Annotated in this window: 13 protein-coding genes; 9 read left to right on the forward strand and 4 right to left on the reverse strand. The window is 51.8% G+C overall.

The features are described from left to right. The first annotated feature begins 10 nt into the window (after window positions 1-10). Window positions 11-2356 (forward strand): efflux RND transporter permease subunit, encoded by a 2346-nt coding sequence (locus tag ACFQ0F_RS00080; RefSeq protein ID WP_379067728.1) that lies wholly within the window; start codon window positions 11-13, stop codon window positions 2354-2356. Window positions 2357-2485: 129 nt separating this feature from the next. Here ACFQ0F_RS00080 and ACFQ0F_RS00085 read toward each other — a convergent pair whose 3' ends face one another. The 3 genes from ACFQ0F_RS00085 to ACFQ0F_RS00095 form a co-directional block, all read right to left on the reverse strand. Beyond that, a complete protein-coding gene (locus ACFQ0F_RS00085) occupies window positions 2486-4114 on the reverse strand; it encodes a 3-(methylthio)propionyl-CoA ligase (RefSeq protein ID WP_340674559.1) in 1629 nt (542 codons plus the stop codon). A gap of 192 nt (window positions 4115-4306) precedes the next feature. Then, window positions 4307-5572, reverse strand: coding sequence for an OmpP1/FadL family transporter (locus ACFQ0F_RS00090; RefSeq protein WP_379067732.1), 1266 nt, complete (start codon window positions 5570-5572; stop codon window positions 4307-4309). Window positions 5573-5747: 175 nt separating this feature from the next. Further along, window positions 5748-7088, reverse strand: coding sequence for an AmpG family muropeptide MFS transporter (locus tag ACFQ0F_RS00095; protein ID WP_379067735.1), 1341 nt, complete (start codon window positions 7086-7088; stop codon window positions 5748-5750). A 195-nt stretch (window positions 7089-7283) separates the two neighbouring features. On the opposite strand from ACFQ0F_RS00095, the gene ACFQ0F_RS00100 reads away from it, so the two are divergent. From ACFQ0F_RS00100 to ACFQ0F_RS00110, 3 genes are all read left to right on the forward strand, one after another. Further along, window positions 7284-7571, forward strand: a complete 288-nt coding sequence (locus ACFQ0F_RS00100) for a co-chaperone GroES (protein ID WP_340675165.1) — start codon at window positions 7284-7286, stop codon at window positions 7569-7571. 38 nt (window positions 7572-7609) lie between these two features. Beyond that, window positions 7610-9250, forward strand: coding sequence for a chaperonin GroEL (gene groL, locus ACFQ0F_RS00105; protein WP_340675166.1), 1641 nt, complete (start codon window positions 7610-7612; stop codon window positions 9248-9250). A 79-nt stretch (window positions 9251-9329) separates the two neighbouring features. Then, window positions 9330-10022 (forward strand): hypothetical protein, encoded by a 693-nt coding sequence (locus tag ACFQ0F_RS00110; RefSeq protein WP_340675167.1) that lies wholly within the window; start codon window positions 9330-9332, stop codon window positions 10020-10022. A 60-nt stretch (window positions 10023-10082) separates the two neighbouring features. Here the strand turns inward: ACFQ0F_RS00110 and ACFQ0F_RS00115 are convergent, their stop codons facing one another. Next, a complete protein-coding gene (locus ACFQ0F_RS00115) occupies window positions 10083-10808 on the reverse strand; it encodes a hypothetical protein (RefSeq protein WP_379067740.1) in 726 nt (241 codons plus the stop codon). Window positions 10809-11126: 318 nt separating this feature from the next. On the opposite strand from ACFQ0F_RS00115, the gene ACFQ0F_RS00120 reads away from it, so the two are divergent. From ACFQ0F_RS00120 to ACFQ0F_RS00140, 5 genes are read left to right on the forward strand one after another with little or no spacing between them, the layout of a single operon-like run. Next, window positions 11127-12671 carry a 2-isopropylmalate synthase gene (locus ACFQ0F_RS00120; RefSeq protein WP_340675169.1) on the forward strand — a complete coding sequence of 515 codons (1545 nt, stop codon included), beginning with the start codon at window positions 11127-11129 and terminating at the stop codon, window positions 12669-12671. A 3-nt stretch (window positions 12672-12674) separates the two neighbouring features. Continuing rightward, window positions 12675-13463: a hypothetical protein gene (locus tag ACFQ0F_RS00125; RefSeq protein ID WP_340675170.1), complete on the forward strand. Its 789-nt coding sequence runs from the start codon at window positions 12675-12677 to the stop codon at window positions 13461-13463. Window positions 13464-13494: 31 nt separating this feature from the next. Beyond that, on the forward strand, window positions 13495-13938 hold the full coding sequence (gene rimI, locus ACFQ0F_RS00130) for a ribosomal protein S18-alanine N-acetyltransferase (RefSeq protein WP_340675171.1): 444 nt from the start codon (window positions 13495-13497) through the stop codon (window positions 13936-13938). 27 nt (window positions 13939-13965) lie between these two features. Further along, window positions 13966-15555, forward strand: a complete 1590-nt coding sequence (locus tag ACFQ0F_RS00135; RefSeq protein ID WP_340675172.1) for a peptide chain release factor 3 — start codon at window positions 13966-13968, stop codon at window positions 15553-15555. Further along, a complete protein-coding gene (locus ACFQ0F_RS00140; protein ID WP_379067746.1) occupies window positions 15555-16346 on the forward strand; it encodes an RsiV family protein in 792 nt (263 codons plus the stop codon). Before ACFQ0F_RS00135 ends, ACFQ0F_RS00140 begins: the two co-directional genes overlap by 1 nt. The last annotated feature ends 1 nt before the right edge of the window (window position 16347 follow it).

The following is a 16347-nucleotide window of genomic DNA, read 5'->3' on the forward strand; positions in this document are numbered from 1 at the left end:
GACGATATTTATGAGCATGCATGGTTTGGTTCAGTCACTGTCTAATTTGTTATTTGGGCATCGTAAGTTTTTCCTCGGCCTGTTTGCGGCCATGACAGTTTTATTGGGGATGTCGGCATCACAGCTACGGGTGGATGCTGGTTTCGCCAAGATGATTCCGCTCGAACATCCGTATATGCAAACCTTTACGGAGTATCAAAAAACTTTCGGTGGTGCCAACCGCGTATTGATTGCGCTGCGTACCAAAGATGGCAAAGACATCTACAACCCTGAGTTTTTCGACACACTGAAGAAAGTCACCGATGAGGTGTTCTTTTTGCCCGGCATTGACCGAGCTACAGTGACATCGCTATTTACACCGAACGTACGCTTTATTGAGGTGGTGGAAGAGGGCTTTGCTGGCGGTAACGTTATTCCAGCGACTTTCCAAGGCACACCAGAAGACCTAGAGCAGGTTCGAGGCAACGTACTTAAGTCCGGTCATGTTGGGCGTTTGGTGTCGAACGATTTTCAAGGCGCGATGATCTCTTCTTCGCTGTTAGAGGTTGACCCGACAACGGGTAAGAAGCTGGACTATCAAGTAGTTGCGAAAAAGCTTGAGGATATTCGCACTAAATACGCCAACGACAATGTAGACATTCACATCATTGGCTTTGCTAAAGCAGTGGGCGATATTGCTCAAGGCGCTGCAGGTGTATTGGTGTTTTTCGTGGTGGCATTTTTCATCACTGCATTGCTGCTGTTGTGGTACTCCGGTTCGGCAAAAATCACTGGCCTAGCGTTGCTATGCGCCACGGTACCGGTGGTTTGGCTACTCGGTATTTTGCCGCTGATAGGCTTTGGTATTGACCCGTTATCCATTCTTGTTCCCTTCCTGATTTTCTCTATCGGGGTTAGTCATGCAGTGCAGATGACTAACGCATGGAAGCTGGAGGTAGTGTCTGGTCACGGCGCGCTAGAAGCAGCACGCTCGGCATTTGCTAAGCTCTTTGTGCCTGGCGCTATGGCACTACTGGCTAACGCTGTTGGCTTTATGGTGATCGTGTTTATCGCCATTGATATTGTGCGTGAACTTGCCATCACAGCCAGCCTTGGTGTGGCGGTGATGATCATCACCAACAAAATGTTGCTGACCATTCTGCTGTCATATTTAAAGTTATCGCCAAAAGAAACGGCGAAGCTGCAAAGCCAAGGTGGCGATGATCGCGGCGATTGGATGTGGTCGCGCATCAAAGTGTTTGCTACGCCAAAGGCCGCTGTGGTGGTGCTGATCGTCTCGGCAATATTGATGGCCGGTGCTGCCATACAGTCGCGCAATATGAAAACTGGTGACTTGGGCAAGGGCATTCCCGAGCTACGTGATGACTCGCGCTATAACAAAGATGTGGCAGCAATTGTCGATAGCTTTTCGATCGGCGTCGATGTCTTATCAGTGATTGTGAAGAGTAAAGATATCGATGGCGCTTGCACCAATTTCCCGGTCATGGATGCTATCGATCGCTTTGAAAATTACATGCGCGATGTGAATGGCGTGCAAAGCACGATCTCATTGGCGGGCTTGTCGAAAGTGGTCAACGCCGGCTGGAACGAGGGTAATCCACGTTGGCGTGTGCATTCGCGTAACCAAGCCGTGTTGGCGCAGTCGGTAACCCCGATTGATACCGGGACTGGTTTGTTGAACACCGACTGTAGCGTTATGCAGGTGCTTATTTTCACCAAGGATCACCAAGGTGAAACGCTGACGCACATCATCCAAGAAGTGAAAGATTACACGGCGGCTAACCCGCAGCCGAACATCGATTTCCTCTTAGCCAGTGGCAACGTGGGCATCATGGCGGCGACTAACGAAGCTGTTGATGAAGCTGAGCCCATCATGCTAATGCTGTTGTTCGCGGCGATTTCTCTGCTGTGCTATGCCGAGTTCCGCTCGATCGCAGCTGTACTTTGTATCGTGGTGCCATTGGCAATTGTGGCTGTGCTCTGTAATGCCTTGATGGCAACATTGGACATTGGCCTGAAGGTCTCGACCTTGCCAGTGGTGGCGCTTGGGGTGGGCGTTGGTGTTGACTACGGCATCTATCTGTTCGAGCGTATGAAGCATGCAATGGCTGATGGCGACGATCTGCCTAGTGCCTTCCATAAAGCGCTTCAGCAGCGTGGTACTGCGGCGATCTTTACCGCGATTACCATGAGTGTGTCGGTGGGTACTTGGGCATTCTCAGCGCTGAAGTTCCAGGCCGATATGGGCATCTTGCTGGCGTTCTTGTTCTTGGTGAACATGCTTGGCGCCATCTTTGTCTTGCCAGCATTGGCAGCGTTCTTGGTGAAAGATAAGAATGCTAAAAAGCCTTCATAAGTAGTGAGCTGAATGTAAAAAGGCCGGTCATATGACCGGCCTTTTTATTCGTACATTAAGAGCGAAATGGTTACTCAATGCGTGCTGCGCCAAACATAAAGCAGTTGCTCTGTACGTTTGGCGTGTACCTTAAACTCCTGGCAATGTGTAGCCAGCGAGTTGCTCACGTAACTTCACTTTTTGCATTTTGCCGGTAGCACCAAGCGGGATGGCGTCGACAAATACAACGTCATCGGGGATTTGCCATTTGCTGGTTTTGCCTTCGAAGAAAGCCAGCAGTTCAGCAGAAGTGAGCGAGCTATCGGGCTTTTTCACCACAGCTAGCATCGGACGCTCGTCCCACTTTGGATGAGGCATGCCGAGGCAGGCGGCCATCACCACGTCATCGTGAGCCATGGCTAAGTTTTCCACATCGATAGAGCTAATCCATTCGCCGCCAGATTTGATGACGTCTTTGCTGCGGTCGGTGATCAGTAAATAGCCTTCAGGGTTGATGGTGGCGACATCGCCAGTGGGGAACCAGCCGTCTACTAGCGGGTCGCCGCCTTCACCTTTGAAATAGCTTTGGATGATCCATGGGCCGCGGACTAGTAGCTCGCCTTGTGCTTTGCCATCGTGAGGTAGGGCATTACCTTCGTCATCGACAATTTTCAAATCCACCCCAAATACAGGACGACCTTGCGTGCAGAGAATCTTCAACTGCTCATCGGGTGAGAGTTTTAGATGATGTTTGCGCAATGAGCATACAGTGCCTAAGGGCGACATTTCGGTCATGCCCCATGCGTGTAGCACGGTGACATCGTAGATATCGCGGAAGCGTTTGATCATGGCTGGCGGGCAAGCAGAGCCGCCAACTACGGTACGGCGCAAAGTGCTAAAGCCGACTTTGGCATCGGCCATATACGACAGCAGCATTTGCCAAACAGTGGGCACACCAGCGGCAAAAGTTACCTCTTCTGATTCGAGGAGGTCATGGATGGATTTACCGTCCATGGCAGGGCCGGGGAAGACTAGCTTGCAGCCAACAGCGGCCGCGGCGAACGGAATGCCCCAGGCGTTAACGTGAAACATGGGTACGACCGGCAATACGACATCTCGTGATGAGAGGTTGAGCGCGTCGGGTAGGGCGCCGGCATAGGCGTGCAGCACGGTGGAGCGGTGGCTATAGAGCACGCCTTTGGGATTGCCGGTGGTGCCGCTGGTGTAGCACAGGCAAGAAGCGTCGTTTTCATCGAGCACGGGCCATGTGTAGCTGCTGGAATGCTTGCCAATCCACGCCTCATAGCTGATTAAATTGCTCAGGCCAGTATCGCTGGGCAGTGCTTCGGCATCGCAGAGTGCTATCCAGGCTTTTACGCCAGGGCAGTGCGCGGCAATGCCTTTAATGATGGGTAAGAATGTCATGTCGAAGCACACAGCCTCATCTTCGGCATGATTGACGATGTAGGCGACTTGCTCGGGATGCAGACGCGGATTGATGGTGTGTAGTACACGGCCACTGCCTGAGACGCCGTAGTAAAGCTCCATATGGCGATAGCCATTCCATGCCAATGTACCAACACGGTTGCCTTGTGCGATACCCAGTTCATCGAGGGCATTGGCGGCCTGACGTGCACGCTGTGCACACTCGCCAAATGAGCTGCGATGGAGATCACCCTCAACGCGGCGGCTGACAATTTCGACATCGGGATGGAAGCGTTCAGCAAAGTCGATAAGGCTAGAAATAGATAATGGCGTCTGCTGCATTTGGCCTTTCATAAGGGCTCCGGTCGGCGCGGGCTGTGATTGCCGCTGTCTTTTGTTATTAGAACTGAATAGTCACCGAGTATTGCAAGCCATGGTGTTGATGACCAGTGGGCAGTAGCCGAGAAAGCAAAAAGCCCGACCAAAGTCGGGCTTTTTTAGACCAATGCATCGTGGTTTAACCGCGATGCATTTAACTGGCTAGGCTTAGAACTGCTGAGTGAACTGCAGGCCGTAAACGCTAGCACGGTTGCGGTAGTCGGCTGAGTAGGCCGATGCTGCTTGACGCACTTCGGCTGTTTCCTCTTGTACATATGTGTAAGAAGCATCGATTGTTTGGGTTGGGCTGAGCTTGTAGCCGGCGCCTAAGCTAGCAATGTAGCGATCGGCGCTTGGTAAGCGCACGCTACGATGCTCTGGTGCAACTGGTGTGTTGTCATAAGCTAATCCTGCACGCAAAGTCAGCTTGTCGTCATAAGCGTGTGTTAAGCCGGCTGCATAGCCAACACTGTCTTTCCACTCAAAGGTTTCAACTGTTGTGCCTACAATTGGGTTTGATGTTTGTACTGAAAGCTCTTTTAGGCGACTCCAGCGCGTCCAGGTTGCGCCAGCGTGAACAGTATTTTTAGCATTTACTTTATGACTTATTGATGCCTCTACACTTTCGGGTGTTGTGAGGCTAGTACTTGCAGAGTAGGTGCCCGCTGCGCCAACTATCCCGCCGCCGAAATTAAAGCCAGTGCCAGTAGTTTCTAGGGTGCCATCATCTATTTTGTATTTAACTTTAGAGCGGTAAACAATACCGGCGGATGTTGACTCACTAAGCTTGGTATGAATGCCGAAGTTGTAGCCATAGCCGATATCATCGCCTTCTAGGGTATTGGTTCCAAGTACAGTTCCGGGTAAGCCTCCGCCAATATTTGGGACACTAGAAACGTTTTTGGTTAACAGAGCCTCAACTTTATTGATAGTTGGGCCAAAACCAACACTGACCTTGTCATTAATCTGATAACTGAACGCTGGTTGAATTGTTATGACTTCAACCGAGCTTTTATCGCCCAAGTGACGACCAGCAAAAGTTGATTCGTTATTGGTTTTCAGGCCATAGCTACCGTATGCAGCAATACCCCAAGCCCAGCCACCTTGATCACCCGAAGTGAAATAGCCTGATGGAATAAAGGTGTGTGGAACGATATTGCCATCTGTAGTGCCACCAAGTGGAGCATTTACATTCTTAATCTTAGTCTTAGCATCAATAAACGCGACAGCCTGCGTAAATTGCGCTGTTTTTAGCTCGCCCATGGCGGCTGGGTTGTTGAATACCACTGAAGCATCAACAGCATTAGAAGTGCGGCCTGCGTTAGAAGTACCCATGGAAGAAACGCTTTGCTCGCTGAGCGTAAAGCCGCCTGCGAAAGCGGTGGTGGTGCCGGCAGCGGCTACGATAGCCAGTGCTAAAGATTTAATTTTCATTATTGATTTCCTTATATCGACCAATTGTCTGAGCAGGCCAAAGCCTAAACTCAGCAGAGCGTATGCTCTGTTGCTACTTGCGCAACATCTTGTTGCACTTTTGTGATGCTACGCCCAAGGCTATTCGTGAAATCTACCATTTGTCGGCACTTAATAGCCGTTCATCATTGCCGGCTTATTCTTTGAGCGGTTTTGTGGCCGTCGTTATCGAGACTGTTTCGCTGGGTAATTTCTTCGATAGCCACAAATACAGCAGCAATGCCGGCACGCCTGCGGCTGTTGAAAAGATAAAGAAGCCGGAATAGCCCATGCCGGTGACCATAAAGCCGGAAACGCCGCCGATGAGTTTGCCGGGTAGCGCGACCAATGAGCTAAAGAGGGCATATTGGCTGGCGGTGTATTCGCGGCTGACTAGTGCCGATAGCCACGCCACTGCGACCGAGCCTAAAAAGCCGCCAGAGAGATTTTCGCCGCCGATAACGGCGACAAACACGGTTAAATTGCCCGGAAATAGCGCCAATACAACATAGAGGAGATTACTGGCGGCACCGAGCAAGATGGCTACCAACAGCATGCGGTGAGCACCGTAGCGCACGACGGCGGCGCCACCAATAAACGCGCCTGCAATACCTACCCACACGCCAAAGAGCTTCGACACGCCGGCAATTTCGGTTTTTGTGAAGCCGACATCTAGATAAAACGGTAATGCCATGACGCCGAGCATTTGATCTGAGACTTTGAATAGACCGATAAACAGCAGCAGGCCCCAGCCGAGCGAGCCGCCATAGCGCGAGAAGAAGTCACGGAATGGGCCGACGATGCTGCTGGCCAGTGAGCGCAATAGTGGCTGGCCATCGTCAACCATGACTGAGGCTTCGAGCTTAGGCTCTGGCGAGAATAAGGTGACGACAATCGTGAATACGACAATCGTGGCCATGGCCTGATAAATCAATGACCACGGCAAATGGTCAGCGAGTAGCAGAGCCAAGGCGCCAGAAACAAGCAGTGCCATGCGATAGCCCAGCGTATAGGTTGCGGCTAGCGCACCTTGCACATCCATGGGTGCAATTTCGATGCGATAGGCATCAACTACGACATCTTGCGTAGCGCCTGCCCAGCCGGCGACTACAGTGAGGCAGACAAATAGCGCTAAGCCGCCGCTAGGTGAGAGTAAGCTCATTAGCACTAAACATAAGGCCAGCAGGGCTTGTGCAAACACCAGCCAACCACGGCGACGGCCGAGCCTGCGTAAAACTGGCAGCTGCCAACGGTCTACTAAGGGCGCCCACAAAAACTTAAAGGCGTAGGCGAGGCTGGCGAGGCTTATTAGGCCGATGCTTTCTAGCGAGATGCCGCTGTCTTTGAGCCAGACCGAGAGCGTACCGCCAACCAGTAAAAATGGCAGGCCGGAGGCAAAGCCAAAAAGAAACATGGTGCGTGCGGCGGGTAGGCCAAAGGCGGCGATCAAGGAGGTGTTGGTTTCGGTGCCTTTAGCGGCATTGGCGCGTTTGGTCATGACGGCTCTCATCTAATGTGCAGACACTCTAACGACTCAGCCGCGTATCGGCGACGATTGCTGCAAAAATTTTCATCTTTGCCCTTGAAGCGCTGCGCTGCGCCCCCACCTATGACAACAAGGCGATCTTTAAGGCGCCACGGATTTATATCCGCTCGCAAGAGCATTTATTTCACGCCAAAACCTGGAGGTTTTATGAACATTCGTCCTTTGCATGACCGCGTTGTGATTCGCCGCGTTGAAGAAGAAACCAAAACAGCTGGCGGCATCTTGTTGCCTGGTTCGGCCGCTGAAAAGCCATCGCAAGGTGAAGTGCTTGCTGTTGGTAACGGCACCATTAAAGAAAATGGCGATGTGCGTCCGCTAGATGTGAAAGTGGGCGACAAAGTGTTGTTCGGCCAATACGCCGGCAGCACCGTGAAGATCGATGGCGATGAGCTGATGATCATGAAAGAGTCTGAAATTTTTGCTGTTCTGGGCTAAGCCCTGTTTTTTTAACCTAATTTGGGAGAGTAAATTCCATGGCTGCTAAAGAAGTAAAGTTTGGTGATTCCGCACGCGCTCGCATGATTGCCGGTGTAAATATTTTGGCCGATGCGGTGAAAGTGACCTTGGGCCCTAAAGGCCGCCACGTGGTTATCGATAAATCCTTCGGTGCTCCGCACATCACCAAAGATGGTGTGACAGTTGCTAAAGAAATCGAACTGAAAGACAAGTTCGAAAACATGGGCGCTCAGCTCGTGAAAGAAGTGGCCTCGAAAACAGCCGATATCGCTGGCGATGGCACCACGACTGCTACTGTGTTGGCACAAAGCATTCTCAACGAAGGCTTGAAGGCTGTTGCTGCTGGCATGAATCCAATGGATTTGAAGCGCGGCATCGATAAAGCCGTGCGCGCTGCTGTGGCCGAGATCAAAAACATCTCGACACCTTGCACCGACACCAAAGCGATTGCCCAAGTTGGCTCGATCTCTGCTAACTCCGACACCACCATTGGCGATTTGATTGCACAAGCCATGGAGCGCGTTGGTAAAGAAGGCGTGATCACCGTTGAAGAGGGCTCTGGCTTCGAAGACACGTTGGAAGTGGTTGAAGGCATGCAGTTTGACCGTGGTTATGTCAGCCCATACTTCTCCAACAAACAAGACACGATGACGGCCGAACTCGACAGCCCATTCATTCTCTTGGTCGACAAGAAAATCTCTAACATCCGCGAACTGATTCCAGTGTTGGAAGCAGTGGCTAAATCAGGCAAACCATTGCTGCTGATTGCTGAAGATGTTGAAGGCGAAGCGCTGGCTACATTGGTAGTGAACTCGATGCGCGGCATCGTGAAAGTTTGCGCCGTGAAAGCCCCAGGCTTTGGCGATCGTCGTAAAGCCATGTTGCAAGACATCGCGACATTGACTGCCGGCACGGTGATTTCGGAAGAGATCGGCCTGAGCTTGGAAAACGCCACGATTAATGATTTGGGTTCGGCAAAGAAAGTTGTCGTATCGAAAGAAAACACCATCATCATCGATGGCGCTGGTCAGGCCGAAGAAATCGATGCGCGCGTGAAGCAAATTCGCATGCAGATCGAAGAAGCAACATCTGATTACGACAAAGAAAAACTGCAAGAGCGTGTGGCCAAATTGGCTGGCGGTGTTGCCGTGATCAAAGTCGGTGCTGCTACCGAAATTGAAATGAAAGAGAAGAAAGACCGTGTTGATGACGCGCTGCACGCAACTCGTGCGGCCGTTGAAGAAGGCGTGGTTGCTGGTGGTGGTGTTGCATTGGTTCGTGCGGTTGCGGCGCTAGAAACGCTGCGCGGCGATAACGAAGACCAAAATGCCGGTATCAACATTTTGCGTCGCGCCATGGAAGCGCCATTGCGCCAAATCGTCACCAACGCTGGTGAAGAAGCTTCGGTCGTACTCAATAAAGTGAAAGAAGGCACAGGTAACTACGGTTACAACGCCGCTTCTGGTGAGTACAACGACATGCTGGCCATGGGTATTTTGGACCCTGCAAAAGTCACGCGTTCAGCACTTGAGCACGCGGCGTCGATTGCAGCCCTGATGCTGACCACTGAATGCATGATCACTGATGCGCCAGAAGACAAGTCTGGTCCATCAATGCCTGATATGGGCGGCATGGGTGGTATGGGCGGCATGATGTAAGCTGCTGTAAGTTGTGTTAAAAAGCCCAGCTTAGCTGGGCTTTTTTTTGCCTGCAGTTATTTGATAGGACTCAGTAAATATGCCTACGCCACCGTATATTGCTTGCCGTGTTAGCGACACCTTGCCCGATGAAATTGCCGTGCTTAATGATCATCTGCAGCGCGGTAGTAAAAACTCACAAGCGAAGCTCGCCGGCCGTCTAATCACCGATGCCTCTTGCGACATCATCGATGCCTTTTTTGGCAATATCATTAAGCAAATGCTTGATGAGACAGGCGAAGAGGGCTTCCGCGAAGCGCATGGCGTTATTGAAGATATCAAAGGCAAGACGCGGCATTACTTGGGCTGGATTACCGGATTTTTTAGCAATGAGCGCTTAGCGCCAGTGGTGGCGCATTATCAAACTCTGATTGTGCGTATGCCCACCGTTGATGGCCCACATGCGCACTTATGTTTTGCTATTAGCGAGGCATTAGCGCGAGATTCGGCAGCATCGCTAGTGAATTTGCGTGATCCTGCAACGACAGATTTGCGGCCTGGTGTGGAAGTGTTGATTCGCGTCATCGACGAGGCATTGCAGCCATTGTTGTTTGTGCCCAAGCAGCGCATGAAGTTTAACTTTGTCGTGGATAAAACGCTCAATGGCGTAATTTCAGTGACCATGGCCTTGGCTTATCGCAGCTTTCGTAAACTCGGCACTCAGCTGCCACCGGAGCATTTTTCAGTGGTGGCGGACCATCTTGAGCAGTTTTTTCACGCCGAGAAGGTTTAAAGCAGGTGTGAAGATGTGAGCTCCCTGCGCCGCAGCAAGTGTGGCGCAGGGAGTTTGGCATTAAGCGACTTGAGCAACCGCCTCTAGGCTAACCACGCGCTGAAGGTGCGCGGCGAGGATAGGTTGGTGCTCGGCAGGCACATGCGGGGCAAGCTTGCGCAAGCTGCGGAAGGCCACCGTTTGTGTCAGTGAGATAACGCCGCTCAGGGTCTTATCCACGACAAAGTTAAACTTCATCAGCTTTTTCGGCGTGATCAGCAGCGCATGCATAGCGGCATCAATCACTTCAATTAACGCCTCAATGGCATCGTGCGCATTCTCAGCTTGGCCGTTGTGTAATGCCGGCAGCATGGCATCGATGCGTTGCGCCAAGTCATTAGAGCAACTAAACGCGATATGCCCGCGCAGGCCATCAGCCTCGGGCAGCATATACAACATGCTGTGATAGTGCGCGACCGCAGGGCGGATGCGATCGTTGCTAAAAAAGCTCGATGCCCAACCTAGGTAGTGCGTCAATTTTTCGTTGATGTCGCGTACCACTGCGCGAGCTTCGCGATAGCTGTGCTCGGTCTCATCTGCTGCCACAAGCTTGTTTAGCAAGTCAGCAAAAAAGGTATCGATAAGTTCTGCAGCGGCAGTTTGGATTAATGCAGTGGCTAGCTCAGCTTGTGGTTCTTTAGTTTTTTGGCTGAGGCGCTCGTACATCGCCGCCACGTCGTGCGGGAGCGTTGGCTGCGTTGGATAAGTGATGCAGGGCGTTGGCAATTGCTTTGAAGCGAATGACATAAAAGCGAAACCTGTTAAGTGCAAAAAATCAGGCGCGCAGACTAGCAATGATTGCGTAGATATTGGTCAAAATGTGACAGATTTTTGGCGAAAAAACACGCGAACGAATGTCGGCTTTTCTGGAGTGTTTACAGTGCATTGATTGTATTTAATTTATTTCAATAGTTGGGCGCTGATAAGCACACATAATGCTTGAAATGGCGTTTTGCCGACTCAGTAAAGAAATAGTTTATTGAGAACCTATTGCTGATCGTTCACTATCTAATGAATACATGCGTCGGCTAATGTCGGCGAGCTTTTCAAAATGGAAGTGATGTGATGAGCAAAGATAAATTAATAATTTTCGACACCACCATGCGCGACGGCGAGCAAAGCCCCGGCGCCTCGATGACGCTTGAAGAAAAAGTGCGCATTGGTAAAGCGCTGGAGCGCATGCGAGTCGATGTCATTGAGGCTGGTTTTGCGATTGCTTCACAGGGCGACTTTGAAGCTGTTCGCGCGGTAGCCGCGGCGGTGAAAGATTCGCGTATTTGCTCATTATCACGCGCTCGCGCTGAAGATATTGATCGCGCAGCAGAGGCGCTAAAGCCGGCTAATGCCTCGCGTATTCATACATTTATTGCGACCTCGCCCATCCACATGAAATACAAACTGCGCCAAGAGCCCGATGCCGTGCTGGAAAGCGCTGTGCGTGCTGTGAAGTACGCGCGCAATTTGGTCGAAGATGTTGAATTTTCCTGTGAGGATGCAGGGCGCTCTGAGATCGATTTCCTATGCCGCATTATCGAAGCGGCTATTGATGCCGGCGCGCGCACGATCAATATTCCAGACACTGTTGGCTATGCTATTCCTGGCCAATTTGGTGCCACAGTTGGCCAGCTTTTGGCGCGCATTCCTAACGCCGACAAAGCCATTTTCTCTGTGCATTGCCACAATGATTTAGGCTTGGCAGTGGCGAACTCGTTGTCGGCTGTGCTGCAAGGCGCCCGCCAAGTCGAGTGCACGATTAACGGCCTCGGCGAGCGCGCCGGTAATGCCGCGCTCGAAGAAATTGTTATGGCGATAAAAACGCGCCCTGATTTATTTCCAGTGGAAACCACGATTTGGACGCCGGAAATTGTTCCGACTTCGCGCTTGGTATCAAGCGTCACCGGCTTTCCGGTGCAGCCGAACAAAGCCATTGTCGGTGCGAACGCCTTTGCTCATGAGTCCGGCATTCACCAAGATGGCGTGCTCAAGCATCGTGAAACCTACGAGATTATGCGCGCTGAAGATGTGGGCTGGGGTGCGAATAAAATGGTGCTCGGCAAGCACTCAGGTCGTGCCGCATTTCGCGCTCGCCTCGATGAGCTAGGCATTCCGGTGGGCAGCGATAATTCTCTCAACCAACTCTTTGTGCGCTTTAAAGAATTAGCCGATAAAAAGCATGAAATTTTCGATGAAGACATTCACGCCTTGGTTAGTGATGCTCAACCGAATGCCGTAGAAGTATTTAAATTAGTCAGTCTTGAGGTTACCTCGAAAACTGGCACCAAGCCTGAAGCACAGCTGACCTTGAATGTGGACGGCGTTGATAAAGTGGTAACGGCTACTGGATCAGGCCCAGTCGATGCCACGTTCCGAGCTATCGAGGCGGTGGCGAACTCAGGTACATCGCTAGATTTGTATTCGGTAAACGCCATTACCAGCGGTACCGATTCGCAAGGCGAGGTGACGGTGCGCTTGAGTCGGGCAGGTCGCATTATCAATGGTCACGGCTCCGATACCGACATTGTTATTGCTAGTGCGAAAGCTTATTTGAATGCGCTGAATCTGCTGCGCGGCGGTGTATCGCGTGCTCATCCACAAGGCGAGGCAATTTAAGCCGTGCAAGCACAGGCATTAAATGAGCCGAGGCGGCGTTCGTATTTGCAGGCTTTAGGCTTGGATTTATTGCGTGCACGCTCGGCCTTGCCGGGCGCGGCGGCATCGGTGGAATGTGATGCGCCGGTTTTACCCTCGGTCAGCTCGTCGTCTATTGTCGCTAATGCTTTGGCGGCGACCTCCGCGGGCATCAAGCCTTCTGCTGTCACAAAGGCTTCATCGCCAAGTGTTTCACTACCTGCAGCTTTGCCTGCTGCTGCATTAGCTGCCCGCGAGGCTCTGCGCGGTGGCCAGCCTAGTGCTGCTGCACGAACGGTTGAACCTGTGCTGTTGCTTCCAAAAAGTACTGAGCCAACACAAGCCCCTGTATCAGCGCCCATTCCTCAGCCTAATAAGCCATTAGTAGCGCGATTTAGCCTACTGCTAGTGCCCATAAATGCCACGCATATCGCACTGATTGATCTCGATAATCAGCCAGCACTAGAGGGCTCAGAGGCGAGATTGTGGGCTGCCATTTGCTCTGCGCAGCAATGGCAGCACCAAGCGGCAGACATGCCTGCGCAATTCCATTGGCCCATACCTGGCTTGGCGGCCACACAAGCCGTAGCGCAAGAGGCCTTGGCTGGATGGTTGCAAACACAGCACGCGGAACACATGAGCTGTGTTGTATTTGGCGAAAACTTGAGTGTGGCCGCGCCAAGTGAGCATAAATGCCTGCCTAGTCTTCAAGCTTTGCTCGCTGAGCCATTGCGCAAACGTGAGCTCATGCTCAAACTGCACGGCGCTATTTAACGCCCCACTGAGACTCGCTAAGCACCTTCCCATGACAAGTTATTTTCGCGATATGAGCGCTGCCGATTTAGCGGCGGTTTTTGCCATCGAGCAAGTTTCGCATCCTAGCCCATGGCCCATGCGTGGCCTTGAAGAGTCGCTAGCAGCGCATAAAGGCATCGTGCTATGTGACGAAAATGAGCGCTTGCTGGGCTATGCCTTCGTGCAAAAAATAGTCGATGAGGCGCATTTGCTCGACATCGCCATCGCGCCATCTGAGCGCGGTAAAGGTTATGGCCGCTTGCTTATGCTGCACCTGATGGAGTCGGTTATGACGACAGGTATTTCGCTCTGGTTTCTGGAAGTGCGTGCCTCCAATACTGGCGCTATCGGGCTCTACACCGCGCTGGGTTTTAACGAAATGGGCTTGCGCAGAAACTACTATCGCGATGCGCAGGGCAGTGAGGATGCGGTGCTGATGGCGTATACTGTCTAGCTAGATTTTTCGAGCGAACACACGCCCATGAGCTTTACCGAACAGCTGGCCGCCGAGGTCGCCTCGCGCCGCACATTTGCCATCATTTCTCACCCTGATGCGGGCAAAACCACCATCACCGAAAAGCTGCTGCTCTGGGGCAAGGCGATTCAGGTTGCCGGCACAGTGAAGTCGCGCAAATCTGATCGCCACGCGACTTCGGACTGGATGGCTATGGAGCAGCAGCGCGGCATCTCCATCACCACCTCGGTGATGCAGTTCCCCTATCGCGACGCCACCATTAATTTGCTCGACACGCCAGGCCACGAAGACTTCTCTGAAGACACGTATCGCACGCTGACTGCTGTTGACTCGGCGCTAATGGTTATCGACGCCGCCAAAGGCGTTGAAGATCGCACCGTCAAGCTGATGGAAGTCTGCCGTCTACGCGACACGCCAATTGTCTCGTTCGTGAATAAGCTTGATCGCGAAATTCGTGACCCTATTGAACTGCTCGATGAGATTGAGTCGGTGCTTGGCATTCAGTGCGCGCCGATTACTTGGCCCATTGGTGCTGGTCGTGACTTTAAAGGCGTTTACCATCTCGTTGAAGATCGCTTCTATCTCTACACCCAAGGTCATGGCCACGAGATTATTCCTGACCGTTGCATCGATGGTCTGAATAACCCAGAGGCCGATTCGACACTTGGTGACCAAGCCGCTGCGCTACGCGATATGCTTGAGCTTGTGCAGGGCGCTAGCCATAGCTTTGACCTTGAGCTATTTCGAGCAGGCAAACAAACACCAGTATTTTTTGGCACCGCCTTAGGTAATTTTGGCGTCAATCATGTGCTTTCGAGCTTTGTTGATTGGGCACCAACGCCATTGGCACGAAAAGCACAGCAGCGCGTAGTTGAGCCGACGGAGCCTACGTTCTCCGGTTTTGTTTTTAAAATTCAAGCCAATATGGACCCTAGGCATCGCGACCGTATTGCCTTCTTGCGCATTTGTTCTGGACGCTATGAAAAGGGTGTGAAATTGCAGCATGTGCGCTTAGGCAAAGAAGTACGTGTAGCCGATGCGCTGACCTTTTTGGCGGGTGAGCGTGCGCATTTAGAAGAGGCATGGCCCGGCGATATCATCGGCTTGCATAACCACGGCACCATCCAAATTGGCGACACTTTTACCGAGAACGAAAACCTGCAGTTTTTGGGTATTCCGCACTTTGCACCGGAGATGTTTCGCCGCGTGCGCCTGCGTGATCCATTGAAAAGTAAGCAGCTGCAAAAAGGTCTGAAAGAGTTGTCGGAAGAGGGTGCTACTCAGGTTTTCATGCCGCAAATTAGCAATGATTTAATCTTGGGTGCAGTCGGCGTTCTGCAGTTCGATGTTGTCGCCTTTCGCCTGAAAGAGGAATACAAAGTTGAGTGCGTGTATGAGCCGGTTAACGTCTCTACGGTGCGCTGGATTCAATGCAGCGACGAGCGCAAACTTACTGAGTTTAAGAAAAAGGCACACGATCAATTATCGCTTGATGGCGGCGGCCACTTAACTTATTTGGCGCCATCACGCGTGAATTTACAGATCATGCAAGAGCGTTATCCTGACATTATTTTTTCGCCTACTCGAGAGCATTAATGCAAGCGTTACGTCTGATATTGCCACTGTGCGCCGTTGCTGTATTAGCTGGCTGCGAGCGTAAGCCTGATGCGGCGCTTGAGCCTGAAAAAGTAGCGCCAACGGCAGCCGTTGAAGCGATTGAGCAGCCAGCTACTTTTGCTCCTGCGCTTACGACCAATCCGATTCGTTTTACGCTAAAAGACAGCATCGACTGCGGCGATCGTTGCGCTAGTTTTGAGGTCGAGTGGATCGAGTTTCCACGCAATGCGGAGCTGAATAGCTTGGTGTTGGATCAGGTCAATGCCCCTGCTGGACTATCGACAAAAGCTGCGCTGAGCAAGCAGGGGCAGGATTTTCTGCGTGATGCCATGGAAGCTCAAGAACCTTGGGAACAGATTTTTCGAGTCAGTGTTTTGCCCGGCCTTGGCGATGTCTCGGTGATCGAAGTATTGGCCTATAGCTACACTGGCGGCGCTCACGGCATGACCACTATTAGCACGATTAACTACGATCGAGCCAATAAGCGCGCGCTGAGCTTGACTGATATTTTGCTGCCCGAAAAAGAGACGCAATTCTGGCAAATCGCCCGTCGGGTTCATCGCGAATGGGTAGTTCAGCAGGATGATCCGCTTAACTATGCTGGCTGGCCATTTCAGTCAACATCGATGTTTTTGCTAACGCCTGAAGGCTTAGATTTACAATATGACCCTTACGCCATCGGGCCGTATTCCATGGGTACCCCGACGATCACTATTAGCTATGACCGCCTGCGTGATGTGCTGAAGCCAGATTATTTGCCTGAGCGCTAAC

This window comes from Paraperlucidibaca wandonensis, from assembly GCF_042677145.1.
Lineage (GTDB): Bacteria > Pseudomonadota > Gammaproteobacteria > Pseudomonadales > Moraxellaceae > Perlucidibaca > Perlucidibaca wandonensis.